The sequence below is a fragment of the Thiosocius teredinicola genome (assembly GCF_002009425.1).
GTDB classification, from domain to species: Bacteria; Pseudomonadota; Gammaproteobacteria; order Chromatiales; family Chromatiaceae; genus Thiosocius; species Thiosocius teredinicola.
Genome location: NZ_CP019936.1, coordinates 3,360,005 through 3,378,184 on the forward strand (window position 1 = coordinate 3,360,005; position 18,180 = coordinate 3,378,184).

The 18,180-nt window shown below is 61.1% G+C and carries 17 protein-coding genes and 1 tRNA gene; 7 read left to right on the forward strand and 11 right to left on the reverse strand.

What is annotated here, in order from left to right; genetic code table 11:
* Positions 1-25: 25 nt before the first annotated feature.
* The 7 genes from dnaB to rnr form a co-directional block, all read right to left on the reverse strand.
* Positions 26-1,405: a replicative DNA helicase gene (gene dnaB, locus B1781_RS15910; protein WP_174575439.1), complete on the reverse strand. Its 1,380-nt coding sequence runs from the start codon at positions 1,403-1,405 to the stop codon at positions 26-28.
* 208 nt (positions 1,406-1,613) lie between these two features.
* On the reverse strand, positions 1,614-2,069 hold the full coding sequence (rplI, locus tag B1781_RS15915) for a 50S ribosomal protein L9 (RefSeq protein ID WP_078120600.1): 456 nt from the start codon (positions 2,067-2,069) through the stop codon (positions 1,614-1,616).
* A gap of 23 nt (positions 2,070-2,092) precedes the next feature.
* Positions 2,093-3,013, reverse strand: coding sequence for a DUF2232 domain-containing protein (locus tag B1781_RS15920; RefSeq protein WP_078120601.1), 921 nt, complete (start codon positions 3,011-3,013; stop codon positions 2,093-2,095).
* 54 nt (positions 3,014-3,067) lie between these two features.
* Entirely contained in the window at positions 3,068-3,292 is a 225-nt protein-coding gene (gene rpsR, locus B1781_RS15925; protein ID WP_078120602.1) for a 30S ribosomal protein S18, read from the reverse strand.
* 19 nt (positions 3,293-3,311) lie between these two features.
* A complete protein-coding gene (rpsF, locus tag B1781_RS15930) occupies positions 3,312-3,704 on the reverse strand; it encodes a 30S ribosomal protein S6 (RefSeq protein ID WP_078120603.1) in 393 nt (130 codons plus the stop codon).
* A gap of 152 nt (positions 3,705-3,856) precedes the next feature.
* Positions 3,857-4,597, reverse strand: a complete 741-nt coding sequence (gene rlmB, locus B1781_RS15935) for a 23S rRNA (guanosine(2251)-2'-O)-methyltransferase RlmB (RefSeq protein WP_078120604.1) — start codon at positions 4,595-4,597, stop codon at positions 3,857-3,859.
* Between the two features lie 3 nt (positions 4,598-4,600).
* A complete protein-coding gene (gene rnr / locus B1781_RS15940; protein WP_078120605.1) occupies positions 4,601-6,988 on the reverse strand; it encodes a ribonuclease R in 2,388 nt (795 codons plus the stop codon).
* 112 nt (positions 6,989-7,100) lie between these two features.
* On the opposite strand from rnr, the gene B1781_RS15945 reads away from it, so the two are divergent.
* Positions 7,101-7,187 (forward strand) — tRNA-Leu (locus tag B1781_RS15945).
* Between the two features lie 125 nt (positions 7,188-7,312).
* Here B1781_RS15945 and B1781_RS15950 read toward each other — a convergent pair.
* Complete coding sequence (locus B1781_RS15950) at positions 7,313-7,588, reverse strand: hypothetical protein (RefSeq protein WP_125932126.1); 276 nt, start codon at positions 7,586-7,588, stop codon at positions 7,313-7,315.
* Positions 7,589-8,223: 635 nt separating this feature from the next.
* Here B1781_RS15950 and B1781_RS15955 point away from each other — a divergent pair.
* The 5 genes from B1781_RS15955 (at position 8,224) to B1781_RS15975 (ending at position 12,547) form a co-directional block, all read left to right on the forward strand.
* Entirely contained in the window at positions 8,224-10,365 is a 2,142-nt protein-coding gene (locus B1781_RS15955) for an ankyrin repeat domain-containing protein (RefSeq protein ID WP_078120607.1), read from the forward strand.
* A 303-nt stretch (positions 10,366-10,668) separates the two neighbouring features.
* Complete coding sequence (locus B1781_RS15960) at positions 10,669-11,190, forward strand: O-acetyl-ADP-ribose deacetylase (RefSeq protein WP_078120608.1); 522 nt, start codon at positions 10,669-10,671, stop codon at positions 11,188-11,190.
* Complete coding sequence (locus B1781_RS15965) at positions 11,171-11,635, forward strand: hypothetical protein (RefSeq protein WP_078120609.1); 465 nt, start codon at positions 11,171-11,173, stop codon at positions 11,633-11,635. The genes B1781_RS15960 and B1781_RS15965 overlap by 20 nt, the downstream gene beginning before the upstream one ends.
* 75 nt (positions 11,636-11,710) lie before the next feature.
* Positions 11,711-11,998 carry an encapsulin-associated ferritin-like protein gene (locus B1781_RS15970; RefSeq protein ID WP_078120610.1) on the forward strand — a complete coding sequence of 96 codons (288 nt, stop codon included), beginning with the start codon at positions 11,711-11,713 and terminating at the stop codon, positions 11,996-11,998.
* Positions 11,999-12,046: 48 nt separating this feature from the next.
* Positions 12,047-12,547, forward strand: a complete 501-nt coding sequence (locus tag B1781_RS15975) for a gamma-glutamylcyclotransferase family protein (RefSeq protein WP_078120611.1) — start codon at positions 12,047-12,049, stop codon at positions 12,545-12,547.
* Position 12,548: 1 nt separating this feature from the next.
* Here B1781_RS15975 and B1781_RS15980 read toward each other — a convergent pair whose 3' ends face one another.
* The 3 genes from B1781_RS15980 to B1781_RS15990 all read right to left on the reverse strand — a co-directional run bounded on the left by B1781_RS15980 (position 12,549) and on the right by B1781_RS15990 (position 16,096).
* Positions 12,549-13,073 (reverse strand): MOSC domain-containing protein, encoded by a 525-nt coding sequence (locus B1781_RS15980; protein WP_078120612.1) that lies wholly within the window; start codon positions 13,071-13,073, stop codon positions 12,549-12,551.
* A gap of 36 nt (positions 13,074-13,109) precedes the next feature.
* Entirely contained in the window at positions 13,110-13,799 is a 690-nt protein-coding gene (locus B1781_RS23245) for a DsbA family oxidoreductase (protein WP_164513422.1), read from the reverse strand.
* A gap of 83 nt (positions 13,800-13,882) precedes the next feature.
* Entirely contained in the window at positions 13,883-16,096 is a 2,214-nt protein-coding gene (locus B1781_RS15990; RefSeq protein ID WP_164513423.1) for an MltF family protein, read from the reverse strand.
* A 451-nt stretch (positions 16,097-16,547) separates the two neighbouring features.
* On the opposite strand from B1781_RS15990, the gene B1781_RS15995 reads away from it, so the two are divergent.
* Positions 16,548-18,179 (forward strand): ABC transporter permease, encoded by a 1,632-nt coding sequence (locus B1781_RS15995; protein WP_078120615.1) that lies wholly within the window; start codon positions 16,548-16,550, stop codon positions 18,177-18,179.
* Position 18,180 lies beyond the last annotated feature (1 nt).

The window sequence follows — 18,180 nt, forward strand, 5'->3', positions numbered from 1 at the left end:
TTACGGCAGCTCCGGTGCAATCACGTCAATATTCGTCGTCGCCGTACACGTCGTAGGCGAAGTTGTCGAAGCGCGTGAACTGACCCTGGAAGGTGAGACTGACGGTGCCGATCGGACCGTTACGTTGCTTGCCGATGATGATCTCGGCCTTGCCCTTGTCGGGAGTGTCTTCGTTATAGACCTCGTCGCGGTAGATAAAAACGATAAGGTCGGCGTCCTGCTCAATGGCGCCCGACTCACGCAGGTCGGACATCACCGGCCGCTTGTTCGGGCGCTGCTCGAGCGAGCGGTTGAGCTGTGACAAGGCGATGACCGGCACGTTGAGTTCTTTGGCCAGGGCCTTGAGGCCGCGTGATATCGCCGAGATCTCGGTCGCACGGTTTTCGCCGGACTCCGGCGCCTGCATCAGCTGCAGATAATCGATCACGACAAGACCGAGGTGGCCGTGTTCCTTGGTCAGACGCCGACAGCGCGCGCGTAGATCCGTCGGGGTCAAGGCAGGCGTATCGTCGATGAACAACTTGGTGTTGTTCAGGATGTTGACCGCCGAGGTCACGCGCGGCCAGTCGTCATCTTCGAGCTTGCCCGAGCGCACCGCTTGCTGGTTGACGCGGCCGAGCGACGAGATCATGCGCATCGTCAGTGCCTCGCCCGGCATCTCCATCGAGAAGATCGCGACCGGCAGGCCCGTGGCGACGGCAACGTTCTCCGCAATGTTCATCGAAAACGTCGTCTTGCCCATCGACGGGCGCCCGGCCACGATGATCAGATCGGACTTCTGCAGACCGGAGGTCTTGTTGTCGAAATCGGTAAACCCGGTCGGCACACCGGTCAGCGCATCGTCGCTGCCGTACAGCTCTTCGATACGATTGATCGTCTCCGTCAGCAGGCGGGTGATCGAGCGGAAACCACCGCCGCCGCGCGCCTGCTGCTCGGCAATCTGAAACACCAGGTTTTCGGCGCTGTCGAGCAGTTCGTGCACCTTGCGCCCTTTCGGCCGGTAACCGTTTTCGGCGATCTGGTTGCCGACCTTGATCAACTGGCGAACAACGGATTGCTCACGCACGATGGCCGCATAGGCCTGCACGTTGGCCGCACTCGGCGTGTCGTTGGCGAGCATGCCCAGGTACGGCAGCCCGCCGACCTCGTCGAGGGTCTCGAGGCTTTCGAGTTCCTCGGCCAGGGTCACGACATCGAATGGCCGGTCGGCATCCGACAGGCTGGCGATCGCGGCGAAGATCAGCTGATGTTCGCGGCGGTAAAAATCCTGCTCGGTTATCTGATCGGCGATCTTGTCCCAGGCGCCGTTGTCCAGCATCAGACCGCCCAAAACGGCCTGCTCCGCCTGCACGGAATGCGGCGGTACGCGCAACGCTTCCATCTGCGCGTCGCCGTGATCTGCCATCGCTTCGGGAATGGAATCGTAAACCGCGTCAATCATGCCGCTGCCGGAACATCGTCGGGGAATGGCCGTTGATTACACCACAGAAGGTGCGCGATGAGGGAGAGCATAGGCTGAAAAACAGAAACCCGACGCAAGGCGTCGGGTTTCTATCGAATGCATCGGGTAAGCGGCCGCTCACGCGGTCGCCGGCCCTGGGTCGAGATCGGGCTTATTCTTCGCCGACGATCGTGACCTTGACGGTTGCATCGACGTCGGTGTGCAGGTGCAGCGTGACTTCGTACTCACCGGCGTTGCGGAACGGACCTTCCGGCAGACGCACTTCCGACTTGGCCACCTCGACACCGGCTTCGGTGCAGGCATTGGCGATATCGACGGTACCCACCGAACCGAACAGGCGACCTTCTTCACCCGATTTGTGGGTGATCGTCACACCGTCGCTCAGCGCCTCGATCTTGGCCTTGCGCTCTTCAGCAGTAGCCAGCTTGTCTGCCGCCTGCTGTTCGAGTTCGGCGCGACGCTCTTCGAACACCTTGATGTTTTCCGCGCTGGCGAATACAGCCTTACCCTGCGGGATGAGGAAGTTGCGACCGAAGCCGGACTTCACCGAAACCTTTTCACCCAGTCCACCCAGGTTAGCCACTTTTTCCAGAAGAATGACGTCCATCGTTCTCAACCTCTATAAGCAATTCACTCGTCATCGGTCTTCGACCGACGTCGGGCACGTGCCCGAATGTCCAGCCACCCGTCCGCATAACCGAGGAAGGCGACGGTCGTGATGCCCTGCGGCATCACTACAAGCAGCAGCAGGTAAAAACCCACCAGCCACGCGGACGAACCACCGAACATTGCCAGTAATCCGTGAACCACGCTGATGCCCTGAATCAGGTACACCATCATGCCGACGATAAACAACTGCGCAATCGCGTTGGGCGTACCGTCGGTCATCAGCACGCCGCCAACAAACACCAGCGGCACACCGATCAATAACCAGCGCCCGAATCTCAGGCGGCGAAACTCTTCGCCGAATGCACCCGGGCTATCGATCACCGCTGCCCAGTAGCGTGCCAGCAGCAGTGATATCACCGCACCCAGTAACCAGGTCGCTGCGATGCCACCCGGCATCCACAACGCGGTCTGATCGAACACGGCCTCCACATCGGCCGACGACAATGTGCCGGGGTTCAGCGTGCCCTGCACGTGTTCGCGCAGTACCTCGCGCCACTCACTCACCGGATCGCCCATCGTCACGTACTGCAGTACGACGACAACCAGCGCACCGATGACTGCGACCTCGATCGCCATGCGTAACGAGCCGAAGCGTCCCATCACGCCGCCGAGGATACCGGCGGGCAGCCACATGGCCGCGCCGATCATTGCAGCACCGATGGGCGTTTGAAAAATCAGCCCGCCGATGCCCGCAATAGCCAGCAGCGCCGACACGATCACGTACGTGCCTTCGCGCCAGCCCTGCCGCAGAACCGTCAATGCGATCACCGCGGCGCTGACAACACCTACCGGCGTAACAATCAGCGCCAGCATGGCTGACACGGTGGCGGCTATGACCGCCTGCATACGGCCTTTCATCACCCAATTGGCGAAGGCCTTCATGCAACTACCTCATCAGCATATCCCGCCGCGACGAGACATGCCGGACAGATCAAATCAATGACTGTCGGAGTACGGCAACAGAGCCAGGTAACGGGCGCGTTTGATCGCATCCGCCAGCTGGCGCTGATATTTCGCGCTCGTGCCGGTGATACGGCTGGGCACGATCTTGCCCGACTCGCTGACGTATTGCTTCAGCAGGTTCAGGTCTTTGTAATCGATCTCGCTGATGCCCTCGGCGGAGAATCGGCAGTATTTACGGCGACGGAAAAAACGTGACATCGTAATGCTCTCCTAGGCGTCAGGCCGAGGCCTGTTCGGCGTCGTTCTTATCGGAATCGGTACGTGCAGCAGGTGCTTCGTCACGCTCTTTCTCGTCTTCCTTGGCGAGCGGCGAGGTCTCGGTGATCGCCTCTTTGCGACGCACGACCAGGTTACGCAGCACCGCGTCGTTGAAACGGAACGCGCTTTCGAGCTCGGCCAACGCTTCGGCGCCGCACTCGATGTTCATCAGGACGTAGTGTGCTTTGTGGATTTTGTTGATCGGGAAGGCCAATTGACGACGGCCCCAATCTTCCAGGCGGTGGATCACGCCGCCGCTGTTTTCGATGGTCCCGCGGTAACGCTCGACCATACCCGGTACCTGCTCGCTCTGATCCGGATGGACCAGAAACACGATCTCGTAGTGACGCATTGTCGCTCCTTACGGTTTACACAGCCTCCCATCGGCAACTGCCGCGGTGAGGCAAGGAGGACCGGCCCTGAGGCCGGCCGGAAAGGCGCGGGATATTAGGTGAAAAGGCAAGCGATTGCAAGCATTTAAGCAGTCGCCGCCGGTCGGACCGCTCAGCGACGCTGGCGCACCGCCTCGTACAGACAGACGCCGGTTGCCACCGACACGTTAAGGCTGTCGACATGACCCGCCATCGGCAGACGCACCAGCTGATCGCAGGTATCACGTGTCAGCCGACGCATACCCTCGCCTTCTGCACCCATGACCAGCGCGAGCGGACCGGTGAGATCGGCCGCGTAGAGATCGATGTCTGCTTCGCCGGCGGTGCCGATCACGAACACCCGGTGCGTATCCTGCAGGTACTTGAGTGTGCGAACCAGATTCGTGACCTGGACGAAGGGCACCGTTTCTGCCGCGCCGCTGGCAACCTTGCACACCACCGGGGTCAGACCGCCGGCGCGGTCGCGCGGCGCAATCACCGCGTGCGCCCCGGCACCGTCGGCGCTGCGCAGACAGGCGCCCAGATTGTGAGGGTCGGTAACACCGTCGAGCACCAGCAGCAACGGGGGGTCATCCAATCCTCCGAGCAAATCGTCGAGCGCCGCTTCGGTGAGACTGGTCGGCATCTCGCCATGCGCGACCACGCCCTGGTGGTTCGCGCCGCCGGTCAGTTTGTCGAGCGACGCCTTGTCGCTCGGCTCCGGTTTGACGCCGGCTGCCCGCGCTTCGTCGAGCAGTTGACGCAGACGCTTGTCTTTGCGCGCCACATCGAACAGCAGGCTGTCGATGCGTTGTGCGCCGTGCTTGAGCGCTGTACGCACCGCATGTATTCCAACAATCATCTGGCCGGACATCGATCAGCCCTTACCTTTCCCCTTGCTGCGCTTTCTACGGCTTCCGGTTTTGCCGTCGCGCTTCTGCGACTTCTTGTCACTGGATTTCTGACCTGCCGCGTCTTTCTTCGACTTGCGTGTGGCGCTGCCTTTGTCGTTGTTCCTGGCCTTGCGATCACGCTGCCTGTCACCTGTCGCACGACCTTTGCCCGGACCCTCGACCTTGTCGGCCAGAACAAAATCGATCTTGCGATCGTCGATGTTCACCGCCGCCACCTTGACCCGGAGCGTGTCGCCGAGGCGGTACACGCGTCCGGTGCGATCGCCGGTCAATCGGTGCCCGATCGGATCGAAATGGAAGTAGTCGTAATCCAGCGCCGTGATATGCACCAGGCCCGAGACGTAGATACCGTCGAGTTCGACAAAGATGCCGAAGCTGTTGACGCCCGAGATCACGCCATCGAACGACTCGCCGACCTTGTCGAGCATGAATTCGCACTTGAGCGTATCGGACGCGTCGCGGGTCGCATCGTCGGCGCGCCGCTCGGTCGCCGAGCAGTGTTCGCCCATTGCCGCGAGATGCTGATGCGTGTACTCGAACGCCTCGGGTGGTTCGCCGGTCAGCAGATGCTTGAGCGCACGGTGCACCATCAGATCCGGATAACGCCGGATCGGTGACGTGAAGTGCGTATAGGCAGGAAACGCCAAACCGAAGTGGCCGACGTTCGTATCGGAGTACACCGCCTGCATCATCGAGCGCAACAGCACGACCTGGATCACGTGGAAGTCCGGCCGGTCTTTGACCTTGTCGAGCAGGTTGGCGTAGTCCTTCGCGGTCGGCTCGTCGCCGCCGTCGAGCGACAGGCCGAGTTCGGCAAGAAACTCACGCAGATCCGACAGCTTTTCAGTGCTGGGCTGCTCGTGTATCCGATACAAGGCCGGCATCTTCTTGCGCAGCAGGTGGCGCGCCGCGGCCACGTTCGCCGCCAGCATGCATTCCTCGATCAGCTTGTGTGCATCGTGGCGCACCAAGGGCACGATCTCTTCTAGTTTGCCGTCGTCGCCGAAACGGAAACGCGTCTCGACGGTATCGAAATCGATCGCACCACGTTCAGCACGCGCCTCGTGCAGCAGCCTGTAGAGGCCGTAGAGATCATGCAGGTGCGGCAGCACGTCGGCATGTTGTGCGCACAGTTCGGCATCGCCATCGAGCAGCATGGCGCCGACCTGGTCATAGGTAAGGCGCGCATGCGAATTCATGACCGCCTCGAAGAAGCGTGAGCGGATCAGCTTGCCTTCGGCATCAAAGTACAACTCGCCGGTCATGCACAGCCGGTCGACCTTCGGATTCAGCGAACACAACCCGTTCGACAGGATCTCCGGCAACATGGGGATCACCCGATCCGGGAAGTACACCGAGTTGCCGCGCTTGTAGGCCTCGTCGTCGAGCGCCGTACCGGGCACCACGTAAGACGATACGTCGGCGATCGCCACCAACAGCCGCCAGCCTTTCTTGGTGCGTTCGCAGAATACCGCGTCGTCGAAATCGCGCGCATCGGCGCCATCGATCGTCACCAGCGGCACGTTGCGCAGGTCGGTCCGACCCTGCTTTGCCGCCTCCGGCACCTCAGGCTTGAGCTCGGCGATCTCTGCGTCGACCTCGGCGGGCCAATCCAGCGGGATATCGTTGGCGCGAATGGCCACATCGGTCGCCATCCCCGGCGCCAGGTGGTCACCCAGTATCTCGACCACCTCACCGAGCGGCTGACGCCAGGTCTGTGGGTGTTCGGTGATGTGCACCACCACCATCTGGCCATGCTTGGCACCCATCAGGCGATCGGGCGTTATCAATATCTGCTGCGCGACACGCTTGTTGTCCGGCAGCAGAAAGGCGACACCCGCCTCGATCTGCAAACGGCCAACGATATTCTCGAAGGCGCGCTCGAGTACCTCGACCACCGCTGCCTCGCGCCGACCCCGGCGGTCGATGCCGGCAACACGCGCGACGATGCGGTCGCCGTGCCACAGGCGACGCATCTCGCGCGGACTGAGGTAGAGATCGTCGCCGCCCTCGTCGGCCTGCATGAAGCCGAAGCCGTCGGGATGGCCGATCACCCGTCCATGCAGCAGGTCCTCGTGGTTGACCACGCAATAGCCGCCGCGCCGATTGCACACCACCTGCCCGTCGCGCTGCATGGCGTTGAGCCTTCGCGACAAGGCCTCGCGCTGTTGTGGATCGCCGGCCAGTTGCAGTGACTCGGCGATATCGTCGAAACGCAGCGGCGCGCCGTGTTCCTCCATCATGCCAAGGATGAACTCGCGGCTGGGGATCGGGTTTTCGTATTTCTTGGCCTCGCGGGCCTGATAGGGATCGCGATCGCGAACGTTACGCCGTGGTTTACGCTTCGACACGGAGTGATTTTTCTCTGTCTGGTGTTTGTTTCATCCGGCTATTGTAGCGTTGACAGCCCTATGGTGTCGCTGTACAGTCCGCGCTTCCGTTTTTGGGCTCCCCAAAAACGATGCCGAAGTGGCGGAATTGGTAGACGCGCATGGTTCAGGTCCATGTCGGGGCAACCCGGTGGAGGTTCAAGTCCTCTCTTCGGCACCATCAAGATTCGAAAGTCCGGTTCTGTGAAGAACCGGGCTTTTTCATTTTCGGCATGCCGCCGGACGCCACCGGTGTGCAACACTACCCGATGCCAGCAGAGGCTGGCGTCACATCCGACGAACTCGCTATTTGATGCCGACCAGACTGCCCGACTCTTTGTCTTCACGCTGATCGTCAAGACGTCGGGAGAAGGCTTGCAGAATCACCAGAACATTGCCGAAGTTGGTCGTGGCGTGGCTATAGACCCTTCCCTGAGGAATGTCCTCACCGACAACCGCCAGAACATGATAAGCGTCGTGGAGTGCGTACCAGGCATCGCGCAATACCTCCGCATCCCCTTCCCGGCCTTTGCGCCTGAATTCTTCGATCAGGTCGCACATGCGCTGCCGCTTATTAACCATCGTCTTCCCCTTAGAACGATGTGCTTCCGCTGCCGGGGCCCCATTCCCTGTCTTGTCTGCCGTGCCGGATCGACACCGCCCGTGTCGCGTCGTCAGATCTGCGGCGTTCGACCAAGTTGTAAAGAAGACCGGTGAAATGAAGACTGGCGCCCGACGTGCGGAACCAGCGATGGGGCCTGTTGCCATCAGCCCCGTTGTTCTTTTTCCCTATCCATCCAGCTTGTGCAAACTGGCTGGCTTTGAGTGTCAGGTCGACCTCATCAGTAGGGCCGCCACCGACGTCGGGAACTATAGTCGTCGAGATTTTTGAACAAGAATTCTATGGATATTAATGTGATCCACTTCATATTTTTTCTCGGCAGGGTGATTGACATCGATCCACCTGCGTGTCTTGGACACGGTACGCAGCCGCTCTGGCGAAGCCTCGCAGATTGGATTGGCCAACCGCCCTTTCGGCCAGACTCGCCGACGAGACATCTGCCTGATACCCGAAACGTTGTCTGATGGCAGCGCGGCGCTGTATGCGATGTGAACAGGCCCCGAAGATTTGGCACACTAGCGTGCCGTGACCCGGACCCACGGCGTGCCGCCAGCGATACGGCAGCATTCAGATAAACATAATAAGAGGTAATCCCATGCTGCTGGACCCATTGCGTCAAGGATCGATCGCCCTGCTGATCCTGTTGTTCGGCATCGCATCCACCGCTGTCGCCCAGACCGTGTGGTCGATCAACGATCTGGCCAGCGGCAACGTCGACACCGTGCTCAAGTCGATCGAGCAGATCCCGCAGGAACAGATCAATCAACCGGTCACGCGCGCAGGTCAGACGCCGTTCCTGATGGTGACGACCTATGGCAGCACGAAGATCAGATTTCCGGCGCTTAAAGCGTTGATCGAACGCGGCGCGAGTCCGACGCTGCGCGACGACGACGAAAACACAGCGTTGATGCTGCTCAACACGCCGGATGCCGACATCGTGCGTTTTCTGGTCGAACAGGGTGTCGACATCAATGCGGTGAACAAAGACGGCGATACCGCCTTGCACGTCGCCGCGCGTGAACGCCTGATCGATTACGTCGAACTCTTGCTCACCAACGGCGCGGATCTCAACCTGAAGAACGCGCGCGGTGAGACCCCCTTGCTGCTGGCCGCGCAAGTGGGCGACGAGGCGTTATTCAAGCTGTTCGCCGAGCGCGGCGCCGATACCGAGATGACCGACAACCAGGGCAACGGCGTGCTGCACGCCGTGGTCGACGCCAACGACGAGCCGTTTCTCAACTTGCTGCTCAAAGACGAGATCGACATCGATCGACCGAACCACGCTGGCGACACCCCCTTATCGCTGGCGGCCAACCAAGAACGATGGACCATCGCGCGTGAGTTGCTGCGCAAAGGGGCCAACCCGAACGTACCGATGCAGGGCGATACCTCGGTCGGCCTGTACATACTCGCCCATCCCGAACTCAAGCTGGGCAAACTGGTGCCCCAGAAGAAGGTCGATATCGATTTCGTCACATCCAGTGGCCGCACTGCCTTGGAAAAGGCCGTCTCCGCCGGCGACCCGGCCCAGGTTCGCGTCGCACTGAAGATGGGCGCCGGCCTGGATACCCTGCCGCCGGGAGCGATCGTGCGCTTGTGTGAGCAGATGGCCGGCGACCAGGCGCGTGGCGAAGCCCTCATGCTGCTGCGCAAAGCCGCGCGCTCCAAGGCCGGGCGTTCCGACCTCGACGAACAATGCCTGACCGGGGCGATTCGCGCCGCAGACCCTAAACTCGTCGGCGAGTTGATCGAGCGCGGCGCAGGTCTGCAGGGTAAACGCGCCGCCGATCAACCTTGGCAAAGCACCCCGATCGGTTTGGCGCTGAACAAGAAGCTGTTCCCGATAACCCGGCAGTTGTTGCAGGCGAATGCCGCCGCCGGCAAGGATCCGCACATACCCTGGCCCGCCGTAGAAGCCATGGTAGAGACGCTCAAGGCGCAGCCCGACAACCACCCTGCCGAGCAAGTCACTTTGCTACTGCTCGATCAGAATATCTATACGACACCTCAGGTGCTGCAGTCACAGTCGACATTGGCGGCCTTGCAATGGATGGTGCACGCGCCCAGTGCGCTGCTGCGCGACTCGGCACAGCGCATGCGCTTCGTCGACCGGCAGACCGAAGAACCGCTCGCACCGCCGCTGCAGTCGCAGTTGGCCAAGCGCGCAGTCGACGATGCGCTGGCATCCGATGCAACTGCCGCAGGCGACCCCGACACCGTCAAACCGCTGGAATTCCCGGACAACGCCAAGCTGTATCTCATCGGCATCTATCGTGGCGCGGTCCCCGGTGAAGACGGTCCGCTGTCGGCCAACAAGGATTGCGCCGCCGACGGCGCTACCTGCGCGGCACAACTCGCCGGCGACACGGCCGATGTGGTCGGCCAGGTCATCGTCGACGTCGGTCCCGGCAAAGACCCCTTGATCCTCGCCCTGACCGCGCACCAAAGCACCCGATGGGTAGTAAAGAATCCGACCAAGCGTCCCATCGCGGGCGTGATCGTCAGCGGCCAGCAACCCCAGCGGGTCGATGGTTTGGTTCACGACACCCTGCTGCACGTCACCACGGCGGAGCCCTCGGCATGTCGCAACTGCAGCGGCGGAGAAACGCTCTTTGTATTGTCGGATCGCGAAGACGAAGGATACGGCGCTGCTATCGAGTACCTCGCCGAACTGACCGGCCGCAAGCCCTCACGCCAGCACCTGCGTTACCGCGCCAGGCAGGTTTCGGTACGTTAGAAGCGCGCTCGCGTTCACCTGTGGCGGCAGACATCGGGCGAAAAAAAACGGGTTGTCGCGGGGAGAGCGACAACCCGTAAAGCGCATAATCATCGCGCCAGAGGAGAGCTTCGGCGGGGACCGTCGGCGGACAGTCACCGCTGATATCTGGGATTACGGCCAACCCCGCGGGAAATTGAACATCTGGTTCTTTTTGTTCCCAGGGGGACTCGGCGACGTCGGCGCGCCGCCCGCGTTGCCTTTTGGCTCGCACACACGGGCTCGGCCGGCGGCTAAACTCGGCATGCGGAGGAGGACGCGACCATGGCGGCAGACTTGCGTGCGATTCGCGCGGACATCACCGCGCTCGACGTGGACGGTATCGTCAATGCGGCCAACAACTCACTGCTGGGCGGTGGCGGCGTCGATGGCGCGATTCATCGTGCCGCCGGTCCCGAACTATTGGAGGCATGTCGCAAGCTGGCAGGCTGCGAAACCGGCGACGCCAAGATCACGCCAGGTTTCCGTCTCCCTGCACGTTATGTGATCCACACGGTTGGCCCGGTCTGGCACGGCGGCGAACGCGGCGAACCGGAACGTTTGGCATCCTGTTATCGTCGCTCCCTCGCCGTGGCCCTCGAGCACGGCCTACGGTCCTTGGCGTTTCCCAGCATCAGCACCGGGGTATATGGCTACCCGATCGAACGCGCAGCCTCGATCGCGGTCGATACCGTTTACGCGATAACCCGCGATCGCAATGACCTGACGTCGATTGTGTTCTGTTGCTTCTCCGCCGGCGACCTGGCGGTATACCAGGCGATTCTGGATGACTTACCCGACCGCTGAACCAACCACCCGCGACGGTAGCCGCGCAACCCGGCGGCATATCCTTGCGTGGTTCGCGTTGTTGATCATCGCCATCGGCAATGGCGCGTTGCGCGATCTGGGCTATGGCCCCCTGCTCTCTCCACTCACCGCGCACCAGGCCTCTACATTGATCGCTGTGCTGCTGAGCGGCGCCGTCGCCTGGTGGCTCGCCCGGCGTTGGCCGCTACCCAACCACAAAGTCGCGCATACGGTCGGCGGCGTCTGGCTGATCGCCACCATCGCGTTCGAATTCTTGTTCGGTCATTTCGTCATGGGACATGACTGGCAACGTCTGCTGGGCGACTACGATCTCTCGGCTGGCCGCGTGTGGCCATTGTTCCTGGCATGGACCGGTCTGATGCCTTCGATCTTCTACCGGTGGCACGGTACTCGGAAAGCCGACCGACAACCCGGCACAACTTGACGATCTTCAGGGCTACCCGTCATCAATTGGCGTTATGATGATTTCACAGCATCGATAAACCGGAGGAAACCACCGATGTCGAACGAAGGCTATCACGAGCCGATTTCCGAACTGTCCGATGAAACCCGCGATATGCATCGTGCCATCATCTCCTTGATGGAAGAACTCGAGGCGGTCGACTGGTACAACCAGCGCGTCGACGCCTGCAAGAACGAAGAACTGAAGGCCATCCTCGCGCACAACCGCGACGAAGAAAAAGAACACGCCGCGATGGTGCTCGAATGGATTCGGCGCAACGACCCGAAGTTTGACGGCGAACTGAAAGATTACCTGTTCACCGAAAAACCCATCGCACACAAGTAAGCGCGACCAGCCTTCCCGCATGCGGCACGGATGCCGCGCCGCCGCCCAATGCACTATTTCGCCTACGGCTCGAACATGTCGGTGAAACGCCTGCAACACCGCGTTTCATCGGCCCACCCGATCGGCGTCGCAACACTCAGCGATCATCGACTGGCGTTTCACAAGATCGGTCGCGACGGTTCGGCAAAATGCGATGCCGCGCAAGCCCCGGGACACACGGTCTACGGCGTGGTGTTCACCTTGGCGGAGGAACACAAGACGTTGCTCGATCGCTACGAAGATCTGGGGCGCGGATACAACGACAAACTGGTCGACGTAACCTTGACCAACGGTGCCGTCGTCAAAGCCTTCACCTATTACGCAACCCGCATCGATGCCTCGCTCAAACCCTTCGACTGGTACCGACGCCATGTCATCCACGGTGCAACCGAACACGCTCTGCCCGCCGACTACATTCGCGCGCTGCAGGCGATCGAGACGATCGATGATACGGACTTGCTGCGGCGGCAGACCGAGCTGTTGATCTACACCACGACCGAAGACGAGTAGCTCACCGCTCGCTGCTGCGAATCACCTCGACCGCATCGCCCACCGCGATCGTGCCCGGCTCGATTACCCGCAGACCGAGCCCGCCGCGTTTACGCAGCGCCTTGGCCGCGCCGGCCTGCACCGCTCTGTCGAGATACGCACATGGTGGGCGCAGTCGATGAAAAGCGAACAATACGCCACCGATGCGCAGTTGCTGGCGGATCATGGCCTGCAGCGGAACCCCCATTATTACCAGGTTGCGCCGATGCTCGCCGGCGAGGAACGACAACTTGGCATTGGACGCGTCGCGCATGTCCTCGAGCGTGACCAGCGTGACTTCACAACCATCGACCGACCGCCAGTGGCCACGACCTTCGGCGTAGCGATCTTCGGCGAGTCCCCGACCCGGCAGGCAATCGGCCTGTTCGACGCGACGCATCGGCGCGCCCGCGGCATCGGCCACGTAAATGTCGCTCAGGACGCCGCGCAACTCATCGGCGCGCCACTGGTTGAGCCAGGAAAACAGGGGGCTGATTTTGGAGGGCATGAATTCAACAACTCCGCGGAGTGAGCCGGTCGTCGCTCAACACCAGCTCGGCACCCCGGTACCTGCGTTCGGCAGCATCAACTCACGCACGTTCGACTCGATGATTCGGTAGCCGACATTGCCATACAGTAGTTGCCGCCCTTCATTGAACACATAGGTCGGGCTCCCCTGCACGCCGTACGCCTTCATCAACTCGGCATCGCGGTGCAGCGCCGCATAGGCCTCGCCATTGTCGATCCTTGCGCGTACCGCCGCTTCGCCCAGGCCGACATCGTCGAGCAGTGGCAACAGCGTCGCCAGGCACGAGATGTCCTGTGCCTGTTCGAAGAACAGTAAACGGGTCTTGTTAACCAAGCTGTCGAACAGGCGCCTGCGCTCGTCGCTTACGTCCTGCTCATTGTCGGTACCCAGGCACAAGCCTGCCGCTATCAGAAACACATGCGCGGTCGTGCTGCTACACGGACGACATTGTGTCCAGACTTCACGATGCGGCGAGGTATGCGGCCATTGTTCACACACCTCATGCAGATGGGTGCCGAAACCCGCGAATCCGCCCTCGTCTTTCCAGCCTTCTCCGATGCGCTTTCGGGTATCGGCGAACAGCATCATGAATCGATGCCTTACCTGAATGTCGCCACCGAACTCGCGCTGCAGTTCGTCGAGCCGAATCTGGCCGCCGTAAGCCCACACGCACAGCACGTCGGAAAAATAATCGATGGTAATCACGCCCTTTCGCCTTCCTTTGGTTGCCCGCTGACCAAGTAAATAGCGACCGGGCACATTGCGCAACCCGGCGTTGCCGCAGGTCTTCAGCCGCTGGGCGCGTGCACGATGTCCGAACCGGCCACTGACAGCGGCATCGTTTCGCGGCGAGACAATCGACGATCGGCGATCTCGACATAAGCGCGATAGCGCTGGCGGATCTCGCGCACGTAACTGACAGGCTCTACCCCGCGCACATAGCCGTAACGCGCCTTGCTGGCGTACTGCTTCTTGGACAGCAGCAACATCGCCTTCTCGGTGTTTTCGAACCAGCGATCGCCGTTCAGGCCGAGATTGCGTGCCAGCCGTCGTGCATCGTCCACATGTCCGTGACCGGCGTTGTACGCGGCCAGGCTGAACCACATACGCTCATTGAACGGCAAAGACGGCTCAAACCGGTTTCTGACCCAGTCGAGGTATTTTATGCCGGCATGGATGCCATCTTCGGGTTCGAGAACGTTGGCAAACCCCATGAACCTGGCAGTCCTCGGCATGACCTGCAGCAGGCCGCGGGCGCCGGCGAACGACTGGGCTTGCGGGTCGAACCGGCTCTCCTGAAACATCTGTGCGGTAATCAGGCGCCAATCGAATCCGTATTCTTCTGCATAACGCTGGGTGATGTCGTCGTACGGCGACAGGCCCGTTCCATCACTGCTCAAACGTCCTGCCGCCAAGGCCCTCACCGCACGCGCGTTGGTGAAGTACTTCTTGTACAGAATGTTGTAGACCAGCCCTTTGTATTCTTTCTTGATGAAGCGGTTCAACGCCTTGCGCAGTTTCTTGTCTTTTGCCCTGACTGCGACCGCATGCGGCCGGTCCTCGCCGAGTTGAAAGCCCGATTTCACCGCCAGGCCACGCGCAAGTTCGATATCCAACAGGTGGCCGTCGGCAACGGTCGCATCGATTTCACCCTCGGCGACACGCGCGATCAGTTCTTCGGTTTCCATGTGCTCGGGAGCGGCCACCAGATCGAACGCGTAGCCCGACTCCAGCATTTCCTGCAGATCGCGCCAGTACGGACTGGAACGGCGAACCATCACCGTTCGGTCCTGCATATCCCAGATACCGTTCATTGGATCGTCGGCCTTGACGACCAGATGACGCGGAGCGAAGTGATAGGGTCGCGAGAATGCGAGGCTGCGTGCCTTCAACTCGTCGCTGGGTTCGAGAAAGCCGGCTGCGATGTCGCCGCGGCCATCCACCAGCCAGTTCAGCAGCTGCTCGTGGGTTTCGGGCACGATCACTTCAAGCCGCAGTTTGTGTGCGTCGGCGAACGCCTTGGCGAGTTCGTATTCGAATCCGTGCAGCTCCCCTTTATAGAGAAAATACGAAGCCGCATTGTTCGGCATCAGCACGCGCAGCACCTTGCGCTTCTTGATACCCTCAAAACCATCGGTATGCCGGATGGGCTCATTGCCGGCCAGCAGCTCTAGGTGCAGGAACTTATTCAGCGCCGCACGCAGGTGCGGAGAGCCGGGCCGGATACCCCAGGCGATATCGTCGGTGCCGCGCATCGCGAATGCCACCTTGATATCGTCGCGGAAGCTCAGGTACATGCTCGCAACGTTGCTGTCGCGAACCGCTGCATCGATCTTGCCGTGCGCTACAGCGTCGAGTTCAGCCTCATCGGTCAGCCCCTCGGGACGCTTCACCAGCTCGATCCCCGGGTACTCCTTCTGCAGCGCCGCCATCCGATCCCAGAACGACGAATGCGGGTCGACCATGACGCGTTTGCCGACGAGATCCTTCACGCCCTGTATACCGGTTTGGTCCTGGGCGACCAACACCTGTTGATGCACCGTTGTCAGCGGAACGGAAAACGCGATCTCCTCACGGCGGCGCTCGGTCACCGTCAGGTTGGCGGCGATGATGTCGCCTTTGCCTTCGAGCAACGAGGGAATCATGTCGGCGAACGACGCCACAGGCACCAACACCGGCTCGAGACCGTGACGACGTGCAAACGACGACGCAGTCTCATGCTGTGCATCTACCGGCCAACCTTTGCGCGGCAGATAGAACGCGCCGCCAATGTTCGCCGGTATCAGGATACGCAGCTTGCCCCGATTCTTGAGTACGGCGAGGTCGCCGGTGTAGGTGCTGTCATCGACAGTCAGCGCTGATGCCGCGCTGTTTCTCTCCTCGGGCTTTTGTTCGAGTGCGACTTCGGCCAGACCTTCGACGTCGGCCGGCGCGCTGGGTGTGCGCGTCACTGCGCGTTCGGTACGACCCTGCGATACATCGCTGGCCGGTGTCTTGACCACGGGCGTGTCTTCGTTGCAGCCGCTAAGCACGGCAGCAAGCATGAGACTCGCAGCAATGATCGGGAGACGCTCGGCAAACACGTTGTTGTTGGTTATCAGTCACACGATGGACCGAGTATAGCGAGCTATCAGTTTCATCAGAACTTCAGGAACATCGTTCCAAGTCACTGAAAACATAATAAAATTCTGATTTTCCACAATGTGCCGCGAAGGCGCACGAAAGTGCGAGGAAAATGCCGCATCGCTGCAGCTTCGCGCTGGCGAACGGCGTTCTTACCGACGCCTTTGAGACGCCCCGAAACGCGTTGGCTTGGCTTCATCCCGGTTGTCGCCGCGCGGATGTGGCGGCAGAATCATCAGACAACTCGCAAAATAACGAAGGCCGTGCGTTGAGACCGCCCAGAGCCACCCGCAACCGAACTTGTCGCCACGACTCCCTCGCCGCAGGCCGATGAGCAACCCGCCAACATCCACAGGGCACGGCAGCTTTCTGGCTGCGCCGCTCGGCGTGTTGATCGTCGCCGCGGTGTTCCTGCCCGTCGCCTACCTGCTGACCGAAGCCATTCCGCGCAACGCTGCGGCATTGCAGACAACGCGCGACTACCTTACCGATCCGGCGGTACACCATTCATTGTTGAAGACATTGCTAATCGGAATTAGCGCCGCCGTGCTGTGCGGTGTGATCGCCACGCCGCTGGCCTTTGTCACCGCCAGAGCATCGGGTGCCCATCGTGGGTGGTCCCTCGCGTTCGGACTCCTTCCGCTCGCCACGCCTCCTTACATCGTGGCCGCGATGGTCGATCGATCGATGCAGGCCCTCGGTCTGCCAACACAGATCGCGCTCACCGACAGTGCCTGGTCAAACCTGCCCATGGCCCTGATCATCGCCTTCGCCCTGCACTACCTGCCTTTGGTCATGCTGTTGCTGACACTGCGACTCAACGCAACCGACCGGGCATTACAGGAAGCAGCCGTCAACCTCGGCGGCAGCGCCTTCACAGTGCTTCGCCGCATCACGCTGCCGTTGTTGGCGCCGGCCTATATCGCCGCACTCGCGCTGGTCATGTTGAGAATCATCGAAGATGTTGCAACGCCGTTGATCGTCGGTACCGACGACGTGCTGGCGCCGATGCTGTTTCTGCAATGGAGCGACATCGGCAAGACATCGTCACCGGTTCTCGTCAGCGCCGCCTTGCTGTTGCTGCTGTCTGCGCTACTAACGGTCGTCGCTTGGAACAGCCTGCAGGCGACGTTGCGCGCCTCTGAAAACGGACCGGATGCATGCCCCTACCGCTGGCGCCCCGGCCGCTCGACACGCTACGGATCGACACTGGTCGTCGCCATGCTCGCGTTGTTGGCGCTCACCCCGTTCGTCATGCTGTTGCATGCAATGATCGCGACACCGGGCCAGGGGGTTGCGGTCGAACAACTCAAGCCGAATATGCTTTCGTCAGTAGTCATCGGGCTTGCCGTCGCTGCAGGCGGTCTGCTGCTGGCCGGCGCAACCGGTCTGCTGACCCGCGGATCAAGACTGTCAGTACGCGCCCTACGCGCGGCCATCACCAGCCTGCTGGCAGTTCCGGGAGCGGTTCTGGTCATTGCCTGTGTCTGGCCGCTTGGCCAGATGAACCACGATCCATCGATCAGTCCGGCTTCGGCACTGGCGGTTGTGGTGTTCGCCCTCACCCTCAAACAACTGCCCTATCTGCATCGCATCATGGTGCAGGGCGCAGACTTCATGCGCCATGAGTTCACGGATACCGGGCGTATGGTCGGCATGTCCCGCCCTGCAACCGTCGTTCGCTACCTGTTGCCCGCCATGAAATGGCACCTGTGGACGGCGTTCAGTGTGGGCTTTGTCGGCGCGGTGGCAGAGGCATCGATACTGCTGCTGATGGCTAGCGACGCCTGGACACCGCCGATCGCAATCGTGGCATTCGACAAGCTGCGCGATGACCCGTTAAATCTCGTCGGAATCACCGCAGCGGTGCTTCTCGGCGTTATGATAGCGGCAACGATCGCAGCCGTATTCTGGGTGAGACCGACGTACATCTCGGCAAATCGTGGTAACCGGTGCGAATAAG